We start from the raw sequence: 18148 nt of genomic DNA, 5'->3' as shown, positions 1-18148 counted from the left end.
AAGCTTGCGAAGAGCCTATTTAAAGCATTGGATTTTATCAAGCAAGCGATTCCCTGATCTTCACTCGGCGGTGGCCGGGTTCGGGGATTCAACATCGAAGGAGAGCGCAGTTGAGTGATTGGATGACTGAAATAGGCACTTTCCTCGTGCAGAGCGTTATTTTGACCCTGCTGCTACTGGTGGCCGGCTTTATACTTTTGCGTAGTAAACGCGGCGGCGAGCACCGTATGACGCTGCACGTGGAGTCATTGAACGAGCAGCGCCGCGCGCGCAACCGGCGTCTCAAGGTTAGTGCGACCGCCCAGGGCGCGCGTAAAAAACTCGTTAAACATCTTCGCCGTGAGGAGAAAGAGCGCCAGAAGTCCGCTAAAAAGGCCGAGGGGCAGGCCGCGCGGGTGTGGGTGCTCGACTTCAATGGCGATATCAAGGCGTCGCGTACGGAACAGTTCGCGCAAGAGGTTTCCGCGGTCATCGAGGTGGCAAGCGCCAACGACGAGGTGGTGGTACGCCTGGAGTCCGGTGGCGGGCTGGTGCACGCCTACGGGTTGGCCTCGGCACAGCTCGACCGGCTGCGCGAGGCTGGCCTTTTGACCACGGTGTGTATCGACAAGGTCGCCGCCAGCGGTGGTTACATGATGGCGTGTACCGCGAATCACATCAAAGCCGCGCCTTTCGCGGTCATCGGCTCGATCGGGGTGGTCGCCCAGGTGCCCAATATTCACCGTCTTCTAAAGCGTCACGATATCGATGTCGAGATGCTCACCGCCGGGCGTTACAAGCGTACATTGACCGTGCTGGGTGAAAACACCGAAGAGGGCCGGGCCAAGTTCATCGACGACCTGGAAAGCACGCATAAGCTCTTCAAGGAGTATGTGGGTCGCCATCGCCCCGGTATGGATATCGAGCGTCTCGCCACTGGCGAAATCTGGTACGGCAGCCAAGCGCTCGAGCAGCAACTGGTGGACAGCGTAGGCACCAGTGAAGCGTATCTGGTCGAGCGTATGGCCCTGGGGGACGTATTTAGCGTCAAACTCGAACCGCCCAAAACCATCGGGCGGCGCGTGGGTGTGGCGGTATCGTCCGGGGTGGAGCAGGCGGTGACCAAAGCGCTGGGCGCTATCGAAGCGACTGGCTGGCACCGCCGCTGATCGACCCGCGAGGCGGCCTCAGGCCGCGTAATGAAGCGCCAGGGCGGACAGGACGGCCTTGGCGCTTTCGCTTTTGAGCGAGTAAAAAATGGTTTGCGACGCCCGCCGGGTTTGCACCAGGCCATCCCGGCGCAGAATGGCCAGGTGTTGCGAAAGCGCGGACTGGCTCAGTGCCAGCTGGTGATTGATCTGGGTGACCGATAGCTCTTTCTCGGTTAGCAGACACAGTATTTGCAGGCGTTTCTCATTAGCGAGCGCTTTGAGTAACAGCGTACCTGCTTCCAATGCCTGACCTTCATGTTCGAGTAAACGAGACGCGGCGCTTGGGGAAGTAGACATGGTTTTCTCCTTGCCGAAACGATAGGTAACATTTTTATAGTTTTTCGATCATTCAATCGCGGCAGTCTGGGTTTTTTAATGGCTGAAACGGTCTAACGTTGAAATATTGTTGATCAATATTGGTTAATTTAGCGAAGCTTGTCCAAGCGGTCGTTTAACGATGAGTCAATGGTAAGGGCGGCGCCGGGCGCCGACCATAACGCTGGTTAAATGCGTAGCGGTTGGGCATTAGCCCATAGTGTAACGGTTCCCGCCGGTTTTTCTGGTTAAAGTGCCCGCATAGCCTCGTTCGTCGACATAATAATGAGAAGCCATCATGCGCCGTTACCCCACGATCTACGCGTCCTCCGTACAATCCCCCGAGACGTTCTGGGCCGAGCAGGCCAGGCGCGTGCCCTGGCATCACTTCCCGGACACCATTCTCTCTTTCGATGAGCAGCGTCACGCCCGTTGGTTCGAGGATGGCACGCTCAATATCTGCCATGCTGCCCTCGATCATCATGTGGATGAAGGTCGCGGCGAGCAGCCTGCGCTTTACTGGGATTCGCCGGTGACCGGCAGCAAACAGACGCTGACCTACCGCACGCTTCGTGACCGCGTTGCGCACTTTGCCGGCGGGCTGGAACGTTTGGGAGTGGCCAAGGGCGATCGGGTGGTGATCTATATGCCCATGGTGCCCGAGGCGGTGATTGCGATGTTGGCCTGCGCGCGACTGGGAGCCATTCACTCGGTCGTTTTCGGTGGCTTCGCTTCCCACGAGCTGGCGCTTCGCATCGAGGACGCTGAGCCCAAAGTGGTGATCGCCGCCTCCTGCGGTATCGAGGTCGAAAGCGTACTGCCCTACAAGCCCATCGTTGACCGGGCCCTTGCCCAAAGCCGCTTCAAGCCCAATGCGCTGGTCGTGTTTCAGCGCGAAGCGCTACGCGCCGAGTTGAGCCAGGGCGAGTACGACTGGCAGGCGATCGAGGAGGGCGGCGGCTTTACCCAGTGCGTGCCCGTTAGTGCGACGCATCCGCTCTATATCCTGTATACCTCGGGCACCACCGGTAAGCCCAAGGGCGTGGTACGCGACACCGGCGGCTACGCCGTGGCGCTTGCCTATTCCATGGACGCCATATACGACTTGGCCCCGGGGGAGGTGTGCTTTACCGCCTCGGACGTGGGCTGGGTAGTGGGCCACTCTTATATCGTGTACGCACCGCTTCTGCGCGGGTGTACCAGCGTGCTTTACGAGGGCAAACCGGTGAAAACACCGGATGCAGGCAGTTTTTGGCGTATAATCGACGAGTACCGCGTTAAAACCTTTTTCACCGCGCCCACCGCCTTTCGCGCCATCAAAAAAGAGGACCCGGAGGCCCTCGCGTTAAGCCGTTATACGCTCGAAAGCCTCGAGTACGTGTTCGTTGCCGGCGAGCGCCTCGACCCACCCACCTTTCACTGGCTCAGCGACATCCTCCAGGTGCCGGTCATCGACCACTGGTGGCAAACCGAAACCGGCTGGCCCATAGCCGCGAACCTGGCGGGAATCGAGCTGGCGCCTTGCAAGGCGGGGTCCGCCACGTTCCCGGTGCCCGGCTTCAATGTCGAGATCATCGACCGTGAAGGCGCTTCTGCTGCGCCGATGCAGGAGGGCAGCGTGGTCATCAAACAGCCGCTTCCACCGGGCTGTTTGACCGGCATTTGGCAAGACCCGCAGCGCTTTCATAGCGCCTATATGGCAGCGTTTCCCGGCTACTACCTGACCGGCGATGGCGGTTACCAGGATGAAGACGGTTATCTTTTCATCATGGGGCGCACCGACGACGTCATCAACGTAGCGGGCCACCGGCTTTCGACCGGTGAAATGGAAGGCGTGCTGGGCGGCCACCCGGCGGTCGCCGAGTGCGCGGTCATCGGTATACACGACGAGCTAAAAGGCCAGCTACCGATCGGCCTGGTCATTCCCAAGGATGGCTTCAACGGCGATGAAGCAGCGCTGGAGGCCGAACTCATTCAGCGAGTGCGTGACGCCATCGGTCCCGTGGCCTCGTTCAAGCAGGTGCTCATCGTCAACCGGCTGCCCAAAACGCGCTCGGGCAAGATCCTTCGCAAACTCATGCGCACCATGGCCGACGGCAAACCCTTCACCGTTCCCTCGACCATCGATGATCCAACGAGTCTGGAGGATGTTCATGCGGCCATGCTGGATAAAAGCGTGGGTAGTGCTGAGCAGGCCGGGCCGCTGGAGTAGGTTTTGCGTTGATTGATCGACGTGTGAAAAAGACAAGCATTAACAGGAGCTCTATGAGCTCCTGTTAATGAAAAGCCAGAGTTGCGTTAGGTGCCTAATGGCAATGTCGCGTGCCTGCTTTGGTGTCGCGGTGGCACCCTTTGCTATCCGTACGCCCGCTATGCTCCATTATATCGCCATTGATTGTGGTGGTTGCTGCAGATACGCTGCCGACACTCAATAACATCCCAGCCATCATTAGTGCTGCCAAGGCTTTTTTCACTATTGATTCCTCATCTTTGTCAGCCCGTTGCCGACTTTCAGAGATTAGCACCGTTCGAGTCTGGGAATGATGACTTTAGCTGAAAACTTGCGCCTGACTTGGATGGAAAAAGAAAGCTTAAAGCAGCTTGAGAAACTAAGCGTGGAGCCAAGCGATCGAGATGGGCACGGTTCAGCTTGTGCCAGAGAGCAACCGCGATACCAAACGATCTACGTTCGTGAGGGAGAATGGCCAGAATACATTCTACGAAATCGACGATTCGTTGGTTTCCACGGCGCCGACCGCACTGGCATACCCGTGCATGAACAGCGTGGCCATGAAGGCTATGCGGGTCTTTAAGCCGGTGTTCACCAACCTAACCACCAACTACGCCTTAGTTCATAGTCGCCAACCTGATTCGCGACAGCCTGCAGGTTTCGGCCGCCAGCGATGTCAGCCAGAACGCGTTCAAAATGTAATCGGCGGGGGGCATGGTGTGTCGCGACGCTCGGGTGCGGATGCAGATGATGGCCAGCGGTGCGTCGTTCCATTTCGGCCACCTCTATGGCAACAATCCGGACGAACTTCGCGCGCAGCTTACTCGCAACATGCGAGACGCCAAGATCGTGGCCGGGCCGGCCATGGTGCCAAACCTGATGCGTGGGGGGTGGGCAAAGTGGAACGATTTGAATAATGTCACTGAGAACCTCAACCGGGCGGCGATCTACCAGCAGAACCAAGATAAGGGCGGACTACGTGCCGCGTTCGAATCGCGGGATTTGATCGACTTCAGTGCGCACGGCGCTTGGCCGGCAGTCCGAATTCTTATCGATATCGTACCGTTCCTGAACGCTCGTATTCAGGGCCTCGATAAGATCTACCGCTCAGGCATGAAGCCCGGGGCCAGCGTCCTGGCCAAGGCATTCGGTAAGGGTGAGGCGAGCGTCACCGACAAGCAGGCGGCGGCTCGCTTTTGGACGGTTACCGGCGCAGTAACCGCAGCGACGATCGCACTCTACCTGCACAACCAGAACGACGAGGAATACCAGAAGCTCGAGGAATGGCAAAAGGACACCTACTGGTTCTTCCGAGTAGGTAATCAGGCCTTCTTCATTCCGAAGCCGTTCGAGGTCGGGGCGATTGCCACCCAGGCGGAGCGAATCACCGAGCAGTTCACAGACAATAAGGCCACGGGCGCGCTGTTCCGTCAGCGGCTGATGCACATGATGACCGACACGTTCAGCTTCTCGCCGGTACCGCAGATGATGCAGCCAGCGCTCGATATATACGCGAACTATGATGCGTTCACCGGACGGCCTATCGGGGGTATGGGTATGGACCGGCTATCACCTGAGCTGCGCCGGCGGTCGAGCACCTCGAAAGCAGGCGAGTGGATCTCGGCCGGCCTCAACAAGACGCTGGGCGCCATTGGCAATCCGGACCAGAACCCGTTCGCGTTGTCCCCGGTGCAAGTTGATCACCTGATTGGCGGCTATCTGGGGCAGGTCGGCACTTGGGCGGCGTCGAGCGGCGACATTGCTTGGCGAGTAGCTAGCGGCGAAGAGAACCCGGCACGGCGCTGGTACGAGTATCAGCCGGTGCGCCGCTTCTACCGCAACCTGGGCGATGAGGACCGCTACACCAAATACGGCACGATCTTCTATGATGGGCTGCGTGAAGCCAACCGGGCGTATGCAGATGCCAAGGAGCTCAGAGAAATGGGCCGGCTGGCCGATGCGTCCGAGCTTGCTACCAGCAAGCGCGAGCTGTTGGCTCTTCGCCAACCGCTGAATCGGGCGCAGCGCCGTTTGAGCACGATTAATCAGCGAATCGACCTGGTGCGCCGCTCGAATCCGGATGCCGAGGTGAAGCGTCAGCGGATTGATCGGCTGAGCGCCGTCAAGAATCAGCTCCAGCGCGCGCTGGGCGAGAGGCTGCAGGTGATGAAGGCGGGCTAACGCTTCACCGCCAGGATGTCAATGAGGAAGAGGGCGCCGAACAGGAGAACAGGGACGTTCACCAGTAAGGCGATCACGATCAGAATACCCGGGATGCCCAAATAGCTGACCATCAGCCAGCCCTGCACGTTTTGCCATTCTGCCGGCATGCCGATCATGACTAGCAGACCCAGCACGGGGAGGATGAAGGCTAAACCCAGCACGGCTTCGGTATCCATGGCGCCGTTCCTTGAGGGTTACAAAAACAGGGTATCAAGCGCTTGGCTGTTGAGCGAGGACCTGCTACTTATCGTCCTTCTGGGATAAATCCGACGCGTTTGATGCTGAGGACTTGGAATCGGATTTTTGGTTTTCACGCTCAGATGGAGTTTCGTTTCGAGCGCTCGCCTTTAGGCGCAGATGAGGAAGTAGCTGATTTAAAATCAAATGTATTTCTTCGACTCCCATGCGACGCGCTAAAATCAGCAAAGCTATGAGTTGCATTATGCCAATGATAACTGGCAGTGCCCAAGTACCAGAATCCTTCAGTGTCCAAACGTTGAACATTACAAACAGAGCAACAATGAAAAGAAACCGTTCTTCCTTGCGCGCATCTTTTTCAGCGCTTAACTCCTCTTCAAGACGGGCCTGAGCTTTAGAAACGCTTGACGAGTAGGACACGGAGAATTTTTTTGTCAGAGTGTGCAGATTCTGATCCAGCTCTGATCCACTGGGATCGAAGCTGGAGCCCTCTTTTTCATCGTGCTGATGTGAATCGTCTCTGGTACTCATTCAGGATCTCCGATTGACTAATTGATAAATTCCTGTAGCCGGGAACATATGTATGCGCCCATGCAGAGTCATCCTCATGAGTAAGCTCTACTAAAGCATACGGACCTAATCCGCCAAACTGGTTTAAAACGCTCCTTATAAAGCCAATCTCACGATTTGTGTCATCACTCAAGGGAATGTGATGAAATACATTTTTTATTTGAGAGCTCCCAAAAGCAGAGCAATGCCTGTAAACCGATGGCAGTACCGGTCCATAATCCCAAGCCTGAAAGTCTTCATCATATATGAGCGGCTCGCCATTGCTTGAACCTAAGTAAAGCATGTGAGCTATGTAAAGCAGTTTGTGAAGCTCTAAATTGCTAAGGCTCCAGCCTGATAGCTGGCAAGCCGCTTTTGCCGCCTGCATAGCGGAGATAGCCATGGTACCTCCTTCCAAAACCGCAAGGGGATTGGTGTATGTTGTGACAACGTTGAAACGCCAAGGGTTTCGCAATGCCCCCAGCCATCTACGATAGGTGTTATGCGAAATAGTATCAGTCTACTATTTTACAATCTATATCTTACTTACATGACCAGTCTGTAAATAGCTGGCCTGAAAGCCCCGCCATGATAGCGGCAAGCGAGCTATTGAACGCCTCACAGAGCGCAGGGTAATTGCATAACCACCAATGATGGGCGTGCAGGGCGCTCAAGCCTACGAGCAGCTATTTCATAAGCTGAACGGACGAACCACCCACCCGATCTCGGCACCAGGGCTTGCCAAGCGCCAAACGCCCTGCGTGATCATGTGAGGATTCGCGAAGAGAAAGGTCAGGGTGCCGGGACGATTGAGGTTAGCACGATCTAGCGAACCCACTACGCAGCGCCCGCTATATAGTTGGCCTTGGTACAAGATATGAAATTCGATCAATGGCCGATTGGGAACGGTCCGGCGGATTTTGTGCCAGCCGCGACGCTCTAGCGACTGCGCCATTGAAGGGCGATGTACTTCTCGTGATCGCTTTCCATTGGCGCTCCCGTTTTTGGGAAGCCTATCCGTTGAAGCAAGTTAATTCAAAGAGAAGAAAAAGCAGCAAAGAGTCTAATGCTTTAGTCTAAAGAGGGCCCAAAGTGCACTGGTCTAGCCTGAGCTGTATAACGGCAGGTGTTCCCCTCGTTATACTTTCGCCATTTTTGGAGGGCTGGAAACAAAAAAGGGAACCAGCTAAATAGCTGATTCCCTTAATATTTTGGCGGAGGGACAGGGATTCGAACCCTGGATAGGCTATTAACCTATGCCGGTTTTCAAGACCGGTGCATTCAACCGCTCTGCCATCCCTCCGATGGGTGCGTATATTACCACCTTTCCCTTGGAAGTCAACGCCTTTGGTCAAATTAGTAGAGACGAAGACCGACGCGGGTGATGTTGCCGCCCTGCATTTCGCTGACGACCCAGTGAATGCCGTGCCAGTCCACATCGTCGCCGACCACCGGGTGGCCGCCTACGCGCAGCGAGATGAACTCGGCCAGGCTCATCTCCTGCTCGCCGGGGCTTAGGGTGAGGCCGTAGGCCTGGGCGATGTCCTGCATGTAGGCGCCACCTTCCAAAATAAAGGTACCGAAGAACGCGCGCTCCTGCTTGAGCTTGGCGTCGCCGTTGAACAGCCGGTTCAGTGAGACGAGATCTTCCGAGCGGCCGATGACGCAGATCACGTCGTTGAGTTTCAGGCGTGTGTTGCCCTTGGGATGAAGCATGACGTGATTACGAAACAACGCCGAGATCAGCGCACCGGAAGGAAAGCGCAGCAGGCGAATCTGGACGTCTTCGAGGTCCTGGTTCTCGACCACATAAACGAACATTTCGAAGTCGTTCTCCGGCAGAATACCCAACGGCCCGCGCCGGTTGGGCGTGGTGCCGGCGGGGACCTCGATTTTGAGCCAGCGGGCGACCAGGGTGAGCGAGCCGCCCTGAATCAGCAGCGACATCAAAACCACCGCGAAGGCGACGTTGAAGTAGAGCGAGGCGTTCTCGACCCCGCCGATCACCGGGAAGATCGCCAGCACGATAGGCACGGCGCCGCGAAGGCCGACCCAGGCAATAAAGAAGACCTCGCGCCAGCGAAAGCGGAAAAAGGGCTTGATGGTGATGAGCACCGCCAGCGGCCGGGCGATGAAGATAAGTGCCAGCGCCACCAGGCCGGCGGGCAGTATGACCTCCACCAGTTGGCTGGGGGTGACCAAAAGACCCAGCACCAGAAACAGCCCGATTTGGCTAAGCCAAGCCAAGCCGTCGTGGACGGGAAGAATGAAATTAAGATGGCGTCCGGGCTGATTGCCGATCATCAACCCCGCCAGGTAGATCGCCAAAAAGCCGCTGCCGCCCAGCACGCTGGTCAGCCCGAATACGCTAAATCCGAGCGCCAGTGCCAACATGGCGTAAAGCCCGGGGGCCAGGTCGAGCCAGCGCAGCAGCTTGGCGGCCAGCCAGCCGCCCCCCAGGCCCACGATCAAGCCGATACCGAATTGCGAGACGAAGAAGATGAGGGTGTCGGTGATGCCGCCTATGTCGCCGACCAAAAGCTCGACCAGCATTAGGGTCAGAAAGATCGCCATCGGGTCGTTGGTGCCGGACTCGATTTCCAGGGTAGCGCTGACCCGCTCGTTGAGGTTGACGCCACGCCCACTGAGCATCGAGAAAACCGCCGCCGCGTCGGTCGAACCGACGATCGCTCCGACCAATAACCCCTGAATCAGGGTAAGGTCGAACACCCACATGGCGATGACGCCGACGATGGCGCTGGTGATGAACACCCCGGCGGTGGCAAGCGAGAGCGCCGGTTTGAAGCCGACCCGGAAGGTCTTGAGCCGGGTGCGCAGCCCGCCATCGAGCAAAATCATCGCCAGCGCAAGATGGCCGATGGTAAATGCCATGGTGTAGTCGTCGAACACGACGCCAAGCACGCCTTCTTCGCCGGCCAGCATGCCAAGGCCTAGAAAGATCAACAGAAGCGGTACACCAAACATCGATGAAAGCCGGCTCGCCAAAATGCTCAGCGTCATGAGAATGCCGCCAATCAAAAAAAAGGTATAAAGTGCGTCCATGTCTCTCCGTCTCTACATCAATGCCGCTCTATTATTGCACGCCGCCCGTTATTTTACTGCGCCGTTTAAGGGCCTTATGGCGAGCAAGGGGCTGGTCATGGCGGATGGCCAACCGCTACACTCCGCCTTCACGACTAGGGAGTGTGAAGTGATGGCGCACCTGACTATCCGCCGGCGAAGGCGTTTTTTGCTGGCGAGTGCGATGTGTATAGTATTTTTAAGTTCAGCGGTTTGCGCAAACGAACAGGCGCGCGACGCCGTGCCGGAAGTAACGGCGCTGACCCTTGAGAGCGATGTGTTTCTACCGCCCGCCCTTTGGGTCGTCGACCCAGGCGAAGAAAGAGAAGAGAGCGAGGCGCCCGCGGTCGAAGACTCGGAGCCAAAGGACGAGACCCATGAGGCGGCCGCGCTAGAGCCGGTGCCCTCGGCGGCGCTTTCGCTGCCGCCGCCGCTCGACCCGCCGCCGCTCAAAGAGGTGTCGGTCATTCTGGATTGGTACTTGAGCCCTCAGCACGCCGCGCTGTTGATCGCCGACGCGCGCGAGTATTTCAAGGAGCAGGGGCTGGCGGTCGAGCTGCAAAGCCCGGCGGATCCGGCGATTCCGCTCAAGCTGTTGGCCGCTGAAGAAGTCGACCTGGCCTTGACCCGCGAGCCGATTTTGCATCTTCGGGTGCACGCCGGTGAGCCGCTGATTCGCGTGGGCACGTTGATCGAGACGCCTCTTAACGCGGTGGTCGTGACGCGCTCCTGGGCCGATAACGACGATATCGCTTCGCTTGCCGGGCTCGACTATGGTTTCTCGACCCTGGAAGGCGAGGCCGTGGTGGCCGAGCGGTTGATTCCCGAGTCGCTTCGTCAAACCGATGGCTTTACCGCCCCGGAAAACGTCCATTTCGACGCCGCGGCTGCCGTGGTCAATGGCGATGCCGAGGTGATCGCCGACGGCTACTACTACGCGTTGCCGGAGCAGCTGGCCCCGGAGGGCATCGAAAGCCGGGTCATTCGCTACGAGGAACTCGATATTCCCCGCCATGAAGGGGTGATCATCGTGGCCAATAGTCAGTCGCTTTCCAAGCAAGGCCCTACCTGGGCGCGCTTTATGACCGCCGTGGAGCAGGCGGCCCACTGGATGATCGAAAACCCCGAGGCGGCCTGGGGGCTTTTGGCCGAGCGGCACCCCATCCTGGATAATACGGTGAACCAGGCAAGCTGGGAGGGGATTCTTCGCCGTCTCTCGTTAAGTCCTTCGGCGGTCAATACGCGCCGCTACCAGGCCTTTGAAGCGTATTTAAAGCAGCGTGGGCTTATCGAAGAGACGCTACCGGTCTCCCGCCTGGCGGTGGACCCGCATACGCTGCAGGAGTAAGGCAAACCAACCACGGAGTGTCATGAGCGAGCCCGCCCTTACATTTATCGACGTCGAAACCACCGGCACCCGCGCTACCCGCGACCGCATCACCGAAATTGCCGCCTTGAAAGTAGCCGATGGCCAGGTGGTCGACCGCTGGGTGAGCCTTATCAATCCGGGTACCGGTATTCCCCCTTTTATTTCGCAGCTAACCGGCATCCACGACAATATGGTGGCGGATGCCCCGCATTTCGAGACGGTCGCCGAGGCGCTACGGGAGTGGCTGGGCGATAGCTGCCTGGTGGCGCACAACGCCCGCTTCGATTACAGCTTTCTACGCAACGCCTTCAAGCGCGCCGGTCTCGATTATCGCCCCGATATCATGTGTACTCTGCGCATCTCGCGCCGCCTCGAGCCCGATGAGCGCCACCATAACCTGAAAGCGCTGCTGGCGCGTTTCGATATTCAGGTGAGCCGGGCGCACCGCGCCGAGGACGACGCCGAGGCGCTTTGGAAACTGTGGCAAACCTGGCAGCAGCGCTTCGAAGTGGATCACTGGCAGGCCGCGACCGGTCTGGAAAAGCAGCACAAGAACCTGCCTGCTCACCTGGATAGCGGGGTGTTGGCCGGGCTGCCCGCAAGCCCCGGTGTGTATCTCTTTTATGGCCATAACCGGCTGCCGCTCTACGTGGGGAAAAGCATCAACCTTAAAAACCGGGTGAAAGGGCACTTTCAGCGCGATCATCAGGACGACAAGGCGATGCGCATGCTCCAGCAGATTCAGCATGTCGAGTGGGAGGAAACCGCCGGCGACCTGGGCGCCCAGCTGCGTGAAGCGCAACTGATCAAGGAGCTGATGCCGATCATGAACCGCCAGCTGCGCCGCCAGGGCGCCTTGAAAACCTGGTTCTGGCCCGAGGGCGAACACGCCCCGGTACTGGCCGGTAGCGCGGTACTGATCAATGCACAGCCCGGGCAACGTTTCGGGCTTTTTCGCAATGCCCGCGAGGCCAAAGAGGCGTTGAGAGGCGTGGTGGAGGAGCAAAAGCTCTGCCCCCAGGTGCTGGGGCTCGAAAAGGGTAAGGGGCGCTGCTTTGGGCACCAGTTGGGCAAGTGCGCGGGAGCCTGCTGCGAAAAGGAAACGCTAGAAGCGCATACCCGGCGCGCCCAGCACGCGCTCGAGCGGTTCAAGGTGAGTGCCTGGCCCTGGCCGGATAAAATCGTGATTGCCGAGAAGAACGCGCAAACGAAGCGCTGCGCCTACCACGCGGTGGACCACTGGTGCTACCTGGGTAGCGCCGAGACCCCGGCCAAGGCCAAGCGGTTGGGGCATCAGGCGGTTCAGTTCGACGTGGATACCTACCGTATTCTGAACCGCTTTCTGCGCAGCCCCGAGGAGCACGGCCTGGCCGTTACGCCGCTTTAAACCTCGTCCTGGGCGCTGATGAAGGCGTTCACTGCCTCCTGAAACGCCTCGGGCTGGTCTGCATGCAGCCAGTGACCGGCCTCTTTTAGCGTGACCAGGCGCGCCTTGGGTAATATCGCCTTGAGCGCGGGGAGCATCTCATCGGCCACGTAGTGCGAATTCCCACCGCGCAGCACGAGTGTGGGGCCATTGAAAGGCTCGCTGCCGGCGGGCGCTTCAATAATGGCAGCGTAGCCGCTACGGAGCTCATCGAGGCCGACGCGCAGGGCCATCTCTTTCGCGTCGTTGCGCACCAGGTTGGTCGCCAAAAATAGCCGGGTAGGGCGGGCGCTGACGTGCTCCGCCATGACCGCATCGGCGCTGTGCCGGTCCGTTGGCTTGGCCTTGCGTACCGCCTCGAGGGCGCTGAACACGTCATCGTGGCCATGGGCGTAGCGTACTGGGGCAATGTCGCCCACGGTGAGCGAAGCCGTACGCTCGGGGGCCAGGCGCGCCAGGCTAATCGCCACCTTGCCGCCCATGGAGTGCCCCAGTATATGGGCCCGCGCGATGTTCTCCTTGTCGAGCAGCGCGATCACGTCGCGGCTGAGCGTTTCGTAGTCCATGCCTTCGGCGTGGGGGGAGCGGCCGTGATTGCGAAGGTCCACCGCGATCACTCGGCGCGTCTTTTGCCACATCTTCAGGTGGGAGCGCCAGTTATCCGCGCTGCCCAGCAGGCCATGGAGCACGACCAGCGGCGTTTTGGTTGCATCGGCGCCTTCGTCGATGGCATCGATAAAATGAAGGTCAACCGTAGGGACGCGGCTCATGAGGGCTCCTTGGTAGTGGCGTAGTCAACGTTAGGTGGTGCGTGGGGCGGTGTCGGTTTGCCCGGTCCAGACCATTAGCTTGCGCGTGAGAGCTGCCAGCAGCAGGCCGTAAAGCGGCAGGAAAAACAGCAGGCTAATGGCGAGTTTGATGGCATAGTCCACCGCGGCGATTTCGACCCAGTGGGCGGCCATGAACGGATCCGGGCTATTGTAGAAAGCGGTGAAGAAAAACGCGAAGGTATCGGCCAGGTTGCCAAGCACCGTCGAGAAAACCGGCGCCACCCACCAGGCCAGCTTACGCAGTCGGTCGAACACCTGCACATCCAGCAGTTGACCGAGGAAGTAAGCCATAAAGCTTGCCAGCGCGATCCGCGCAACGAACACGTTCCACTCGCCCAGCGCTTCGATGCCGGCAAAGCTTCCCTGGGGGAAGATGACCGATACCACGTAGGAGATCGCCAGGGCCGGGAACATGACCCGCAAAATGATCGAGCGCGCCGGGCCCTTTCCGAACAGGCGAACGGTCAGGTCGGTGGCCAGAAAGATGAACGGAAAGCTGAAGGCGCCCCAGGTGGTATGAAAGCCGAACAGGGTGAAGGGAAGCTGAACCAGGTAGTTGCTGGCCGCAATGACGGCGATATGGAAAAGCACCATGAGCGTCAGGCAGCGGCGGTGTTGAGCGTCGGTCAATGCAAACATCAGAGAGAGGCCTTTTTAGGAGCACGAGGGGTTAGGGAACCCTCTGTTTCGGCGCAAGCGCCACAATGGCGCGCATTATACGCCTTCCTGGCGGTAATTAAAGTGAAGTGCCGGCCAGGCAGGCTCTGCGGCTATTTCAACTACTTCCATCGCTAAAAAATCGCTTGAGTCGCGCAATCTCCTCGTCGCTCCACCCTGCTGGTTCGGTGAGTGCCACCCAGGCGTTGATATAGTGCTCGGCGGCAATTTCGTGGCCGTAGCCGGGCGGCGCACCGCCGGTGGCCAAATCAGCCAATAGCTGCAGCATGGTGACCACCGGATACCAGCGAAGCGCCGGGGAGACGTCCGGGCCGCGCGGCGGACGCATCCAGTCGGGTTCGCGCCAGAAAGCCGCGGGGTCGAAAAAGACGATCGGGTCACTGGCGTACTGCAGATAAGCGATACGAAAATCGCCCCAGTTCCGGGAATACCCTTCGAAGCCGGATTGCTGATTCATAAAGCGTACGACGCTGCCGCCGCGAAAAGTGGGCTGCCAAGCGGGAGAGCCCGGGTCACGGTCAGCGGTCGTGATTCGCCAGGTATCGCTTCGAAAGGGCGGCCCCGCCCAGAGCGCGCCATCGAACGGGTCTTCGATAATATCGTAGAAATCGAAGGAGCGGTCCGAGTTGAGCGCGCCCAGGCTCAAACCGAACAGATACAGCGCCGGGCGCTCGTCGGCCGGCAGTGCACTCCAGTAGCGGTAGACTTCGACAAACATCGCCCGGGCGCTTTCCACGCCGTATTCGCCCTCGGCAATCAGCGCCAGGTGGCTAGGAAGGTAAGAGTATTGCGCGGCCACCGTCGCTATATCACCGCGCATCAAGTACTCCAGGGTATTTTGAGCCCCCGGGTCTATCCACCCGCGCCCGGTGGGGGTGGCCAGCAGCAGGGTCGAGCGCTCGAAGGCCCCGGCGCGAATAAGCTCGGCCAGGGCGAGCTCGGCGCGTGCTTGGGGGGTATCCAGCGCACTCAGGCCTACATAGACGCGGATCGGGTCCTGGGCGTCGTCGCCTAAAAACGCGCCGATGTCATCACCGCTGGGCCCTTGGGTAACAAAGCGGCGCCCGCGACTGCCAAGCGCCTCCCAACTGATCAGCGATGCCGCGCTCCCCGAACGGTGAGCGCCGGTGGGGGCTGCCAGGTCGTCCTGAACCAGCTCGTCGATCTGAGCATAGAAACGATCCGCCGCGCGCAGCGCAAACGAGAGCACCACGCCCTCGATCAATAGCCAGAAAAGCGCGATCGAGGCCACGCTCCCCAGCACGACCGCCAGGCGTCTGGGTAAGAAGAAGAACACCTTGCGCGAGAGAAGCCGATATGTGCGTTTGAATACCTTTGCGATAAAATAGAAAAAAGCGAACAGCAATAGCGCGATGGCGGCGATACTAAGGCCTCGGGTGCCACTGGCCGGTGGCATACCCATGAGCTCGCGTATGCCGTTTTGCCAACTCGAGGCTTGCCAGAGAAAAAGCGCGGCGGTTAGCGTACAAGCAAGTGCGGCCAGGGTCTTGACCCAGTGCTCGGTGCGTGAGCCTGGCTCGGGCAGGCGCAGGTAGTGCCAAAGCCCTCGCAGCAGTACGCCGATCGCATAGCCTGCGCTAAAGCAGAGCCCGGACAAGACCCCTTGGGCGATCATGGGCCTGGGAAGCAGGCTCGGTGTGAGTGACAATGCGAATAATAGCGTTCCCAGAACGAGCCCGGTGCTGGAGAAGCGGTGCAGCGGCAATCGTATTTGCCAAAGATGATGCACTGCAGGGTGTCGCCGTAACATCCGTTGCCTATAGGGTTGAATTAGAAAGATAGTTTAATAGACTCACTCGCCATGATAGGTGAAACTCTAACAAAACGTCGTCAGTACTTATGCTGGTGGTAAATGTTTTGCGTTGATATCGCGATAGCGCCATTTCCACGTGGCGATGAAGCGTGATGTTAGACTATTGGCTAAGTGTTCGAACCGTGTTTTAAAGGAACCTATTGGCACTTTGTGTGTTCAACAGGAACAGGTGGTCAGGAAAGGAGAGTAGAATGCAGCATCTTAAAAAATGCGCCCAGTGCGGCCAGGAATATGACCCCTCGGAAGCGAGAGGCGAGCCCGACAAGCCTGAAAATTGCGATGATTGCGGAGCGGAGCTCCAACACAAACACAAGCACCGCCATTCGGAATTTTTGGTCGATGATGCCGAATCAGATGATGGCGGAGAACACGGCCTCGAAAAAACACTGAGAGAAGCGTCTCATAAGGCCGACACCGATTAATCAAAAAAAACGGTTCAGCATAAGCTGAACCGTTTTTTTATGGCGGGCGTGATTAAAAGCCTTGCTGCGTGCGAGTGCCGCGAAGGCAATCACCATAGTGCATGGTATCGCCCATGGCTTCGGCCTGTTTACGGCAATCCGCAGAGCGCGATGAGCTGGCGCCGTTGGAGCTACACCCTGCGCTCACCAGCATCATCGCAACCAATCCTAAAGTAACCATGTATTTCATACTCTGACTCCTGAATATTCGACCAAAACAATGCAGCTCGATGATATCAGCCTTGAAACGGCATACATACCGTAATCGCAGCCCTTCGGAGGTCATATGGATCCCATCTACGCTTGGGACGTAAAACGCGAGTGCATAGTGTACCGCATTCCCGGCCAAACTCTTGAGGATGGCCGAGTAGATAGCGACTTTGATCCGGTATGGCTACCGGCGGATGCGGATGAGTTGCCTGACGGTGTCACCACCGACGATTTGCGTAAGGTCGAGAGCTAAAAAAGCCCGGTCTGCGCGATGGCGCAGGCCGGGCTTTTGGATGAGCCTTGGATAAACGTTACGGTTTTTCGTGCTCGGCGTTCAGTTTTTTCACCACTTCATCGGCTTCAGGCTTGGTTGCCACGCGCTTGCGCACCAGCGGGCCGTCGCGTTCGGCTTCTTCTCGCGTATCGACGATCCACCACTCCGGCTGGGCGTCGATGGCAGCGTCCTCTTTTACCACCCGGTATACGATAAAAATGCTCATGTTTAATCCTCTCCATGGATGAACCCCCGTCAAGCGACGGGAGGTTTAAACAACTTAGTACATCTTGCGTCGATTAGCCCTGCACTCGACGCAAGCGACCAGGCATTAGAGCATTTCGTCAAGCCACGCCGTGAAGGCCGACCAGGAGCGCTCGTCGGCGCGCTCATCGTAGCGCTCGCTACCAAAGACGCTAAAGGCATGAGGGGCGCCTGAGTAGATGCCGACCTCGTAAGTTATACCCGCCTCTTCGAGTTCGCCGGCCAGGGTAGCGACATCTTCGAGACTCACCATCTCATCCGCGCCGCCGTGGGCAATATAGATGGGCGGCGTCTCTGCCTGGTAGGACTGGCCTTCCGGGGTCTCCAGGCCGCCGTGGAAGCTGGTGTAGGCGGCGATATCGTCGGCCTCACCGGCGCGGGCCATCTCGAGCGCGACCGTGCCGCCAAAGCAGTAGCCCATGATGACGGTCGTGCTGGCAGCGCCCTGTTCCCGCGCCTGGGTAAGTCCTGCAAGGGTCAGTTCGCGCATCCGCTCGCGGTCTTCGTACAGCGCATTGGTGGCAGCCTGTTTGGCTTCGGTTTGCTGAGGGCGGTTGCCTTCACCGAAAAGATCCACCGCGAAGGCATCATAGCCCTGCTCGGAGAGCATATCAGCGCGCTCACGCTCGTAATCATCCACGCCATCCCAGTCGTGCACGATCAGCACGCTGCCTTTGGATTCGCCCTGGGCTTCGACGTAATAGCCTTCAAAGTTTTCATCGTTGACCTGATAGCTGATGTCTTCGCCGCGGGGTTCGAAGCCAAACGCTTGGCTGCTCATCAGCGTAGCGGCGGCCAAAGCGGTGAACGTTAGCGGGGTACGTGCTCTTGTCATCATGGTAATGCGTCCTGTTGGTTTGTTGGCGGTAAAAATAGGAAGAGCGAAAGGGACGATTTAACTCGCATTGTGAACGGCGAGTGTTATACCTGAAAGGGTAGTACAGGCCTTTCGCGTTGAATCATCGTCCAATGCGCTGATCTTTTTAAACCACAGGGGCTTGCGTCGGGAACTACGT

The 18148-nt window shown here is 58.4% G+C and carries 19 protein-coding genes and 1 tRNA gene; 7 read left to right on the top strand and 13 right to left on the bottom strand.

The features are described from left to right. Window positions 1–110: 110 nt before the first annotated feature. Window positions 111–1148, top strand: coding sequence for a protease SohB (gene sohB, locus ACWHVV_RS09960; RefSeq protein WP_447926113.1), 1038 nt, complete (start codon window positions 111–113; stop codon window positions 1146–1148). A gap of 18 nt (window positions 1149–1166) precedes the next feature. Here the strand turns inward: sohB and ACWHVV_RS09955 are convergent, their stop codons facing one another. Continuing rightward, window positions 1167–1487, bottom strand: coding sequence for an ArsR/SmtB family transcription factor (locus ACWHVV_RS09955; RefSeq protein ID WP_447926112.1), 321 nt, complete (start codon window positions 1485–1487; stop codon window positions 1167–1169). Window positions 1488–1803: 316 nt separating this feature from the next. On the opposite strand from ACWHVV_RS09955, the gene ACWHVV_RS09950 reads away from it, so the two are divergent. Then, a complete protein-coding gene (locus ACWHVV_RS09950) occupies window positions 1804–3717 on the top strand; it encodes an AMP-binding protein (RefSeq protein ID WP_447926111.1) in 1914 nt (637 codons plus the stop codon). 94 nt (window positions 3718–3811) lie between these two features. On the opposite strand, the gene ACWHVV_RS09945 is transcribed toward ACWHVV_RS09950, so the two are convergent. Beyond that, entirely contained in the window at window positions 3812–3886 is a 75-nt protein-coding gene (locus ACWHVV_RS09945) for a YHYH domain-containing protein (RefSeq protein WP_447530518.1), read from the bottom strand. 590 nt (window positions 3887–4476) lie between these two features. On the opposite strand from ACWHVV_RS09945, the gene ACWHVV_RS09940 reads away from it, so the two are divergent. After that, window positions 4477–5916 (top strand): LPD38 domain-containing protein, encoded by a 1440-nt coding sequence (locus ACWHVV_RS09940; protein WP_447926110.1) that lies wholly within the window; start codon window positions 4477–4479, stop codon window positions 5914–5916. Here ACWHVV_RS09940 and ACWHVV_RS09935 read toward each other — a convergent pair. The 5 genes from ACWHVV_RS09935 to ACWHVV_RS09915 form a co-directional block, all read right to left on the bottom strand. Further along, entirely contained in the window at window positions 5913–6134 is a 222-nt protein-coding gene (locus tag ACWHVV_RS09935; RefSeq protein WP_447926109.1) for a hypothetical protein, read from the bottom strand. The two genes, ACWHVV_RS09940 and ACWHVV_RS09935, sit on opposite strands and share 4 nt — an antisense overlap. A 64-nt stretch (window positions 6135–6198) precedes the next feature. After that, on the bottom strand, window positions 6199–6687 hold the full coding sequence (locus tag ACWHVV_RS09930) for a hypothetical protein (RefSeq protein WP_447926108.1): 489 nt from the start codon (window positions 6685–6687) through the stop codon (window positions 6199–6201). Then, complete coding sequence (locus tag ACWHVV_RS09925; RefSeq protein WP_447926107.1) at window positions 6653–7108, bottom strand: Panacea domain-containing protein; 456 nt, start codon at window positions 7106–7108, stop codon at window positions 6653–6655. Before ACWHVV_RS09925 ends, ACWHVV_RS09930 begins: the two co-directional genes overlap by 35 nt. 809 nt (window positions 7109–7917) lie before the next feature. After that, a tRNA-Ser gene (locus ACWHVV_RS09920) sits at window positions 7918–8008 on the bottom strand. A 53-nt stretch (window positions 8009–8061) separates the two neighbouring features. Next, window positions 8062–9768 (bottom strand): potassium/proton antiporter, encoded by a 1707-nt coding sequence (locus ACWHVV_RS09915; RefSeq protein ID WP_447926106.1) that lies wholly within the window; start codon window positions 9766–9768, stop codon window positions 8062–8064. A gap of 259 nt (window positions 9769–10027) precedes the next feature. Between ACWHVV_RS09915 and ACWHVV_RS09910 the strand changes: the two genes are divergently transcribed. Beyond that, window positions 10028–11134 (top strand): ABC transporter substrate-binding protein, encoded by a 1107-nt coding sequence (locus ACWHVV_RS09910; RefSeq protein WP_447926105.1) that lies wholly within the window; start codon window positions 10028–10030, stop codon window positions 11132–11134. Window positions 11135–11156: 22 nt separating this feature from the next. Continuing rightward, window positions 11157–12542: an exonuclease domain-containing protein gene (locus ACWHVV_RS09905; protein ID WP_447926104.1), complete on the top strand. Its 1386-nt coding sequence runs from the start codon at window positions 11157–11159 to the stop codon at window positions 12540–12542. On the opposite strand, the gene ACWHVV_RS09900 is transcribed toward ACWHVV_RS09905, so the two are convergent. The 3 genes from ACWHVV_RS09900 to ACWHVV_RS09890 form a co-directional block, all read right to left on the bottom strand. Further along, on the bottom strand, window positions 12539–13351 hold the full coding sequence (locus ACWHVV_RS09900; protein ID WP_447926103.1) for an alpha/beta fold hydrolase: 813 nt from the start codon (window positions 13349–13351) through the stop codon (window positions 12539–12541). The two genes, ACWHVV_RS09905 and ACWHVV_RS09900, sit on opposite strands and share 4 nt — an antisense overlap. Window positions 13352–13381: 30 nt before the next feature. Continuing rightward, entirely contained in the window at window positions 13382–14050 is a 669-nt protein-coding gene (locus tag ACWHVV_RS09895) for a 7-cyano-7-deazaguanine/7-aminomethyl-7-deazaguanine transporter (protein WP_447893463.1), read from the bottom strand. Between the two features lie 136 nt (window positions 14051–14186). Continuing rightward, window positions 14187–15815, bottom strand: coding sequence for an alpha/beta hydrolase (locus ACWHVV_RS09890; protein ID WP_447926102.1), 1629 nt, complete (start codon window positions 15813–15815; stop codon window positions 14187–14189). A 299-nt stretch (window positions 15816–16114) separates the two neighbouring features. Between ACWHVV_RS09890 and ACWHVV_RS09885 the strand changes: the two genes are divergently transcribed. Beyond that, window positions 16115–16345: a hypothetical protein gene (locus ACWHVV_RS09885; protein WP_447528895.1), complete on the top strand. Its 231-nt coding sequence runs from the start codon at window positions 16115–16117 to the stop codon at window positions 16343–16345. A 52-nt stretch (window positions 16346–16397) separates the two neighbouring features. On the opposite strand, the gene ACWHVV_RS09880 is transcribed toward ACWHVV_RS09885, so the two are convergent. Beyond that, window positions 16398–16574: a hypothetical protein gene (locus ACWHVV_RS09880; RefSeq protein ID WP_447926101.1), complete on the bottom strand. Its 177-nt coding sequence runs from the start codon at window positions 16572–16574 to the stop codon at window positions 16398–16400. A gap of 96 nt (window positions 16575–16670) precedes the next feature. On the opposite strand from ACWHVV_RS09880, the gene ACWHVV_RS09875 reads away from it, so the two are divergent. Continuing rightward, window positions 16671–16847 carry a hypothetical protein gene (locus ACWHVV_RS09875; RefSeq protein WP_447926100.1) on the top strand — a complete coding sequence of 59 codons (177 nt, stop codon included), beginning with the start codon at window positions 16671–16673 and terminating at the stop codon, window positions 16845–16847. A gap of 58 nt (window positions 16848–16905) precedes the next feature. Here the strand turns inward: ACWHVV_RS09875 and ACWHVV_RS09870 are convergent, their stop codons facing one another. Beyond that, complete coding sequence (locus ACWHVV_RS09870) at window positions 16906–17094, bottom strand: hypothetical protein (protein ID WP_447926099.1); 189 nt, start codon at window positions 17092–17094, stop codon at window positions 16906–16908. 105 nt (window positions 17095–17199) lie between these two features. After that, window positions 17200–17970 (bottom strand): dienelactone hydrolase family protein, encoded by a 771-nt coding sequence (locus ACWHVV_RS09865; protein WP_447926098.1) that lies wholly within the window; start codon window positions 17968–17970, stop codon window positions 17200–17202. Window positions 17971–18148: the final 178 nt, after the last annotated feature.

The sequence above is a fragment of the Vreelandella sp. EE27 genome (assembly GCF_968206495.1).
This window is presented reverse-complemented; position numbering and strand designations above follow the sequence as displayed.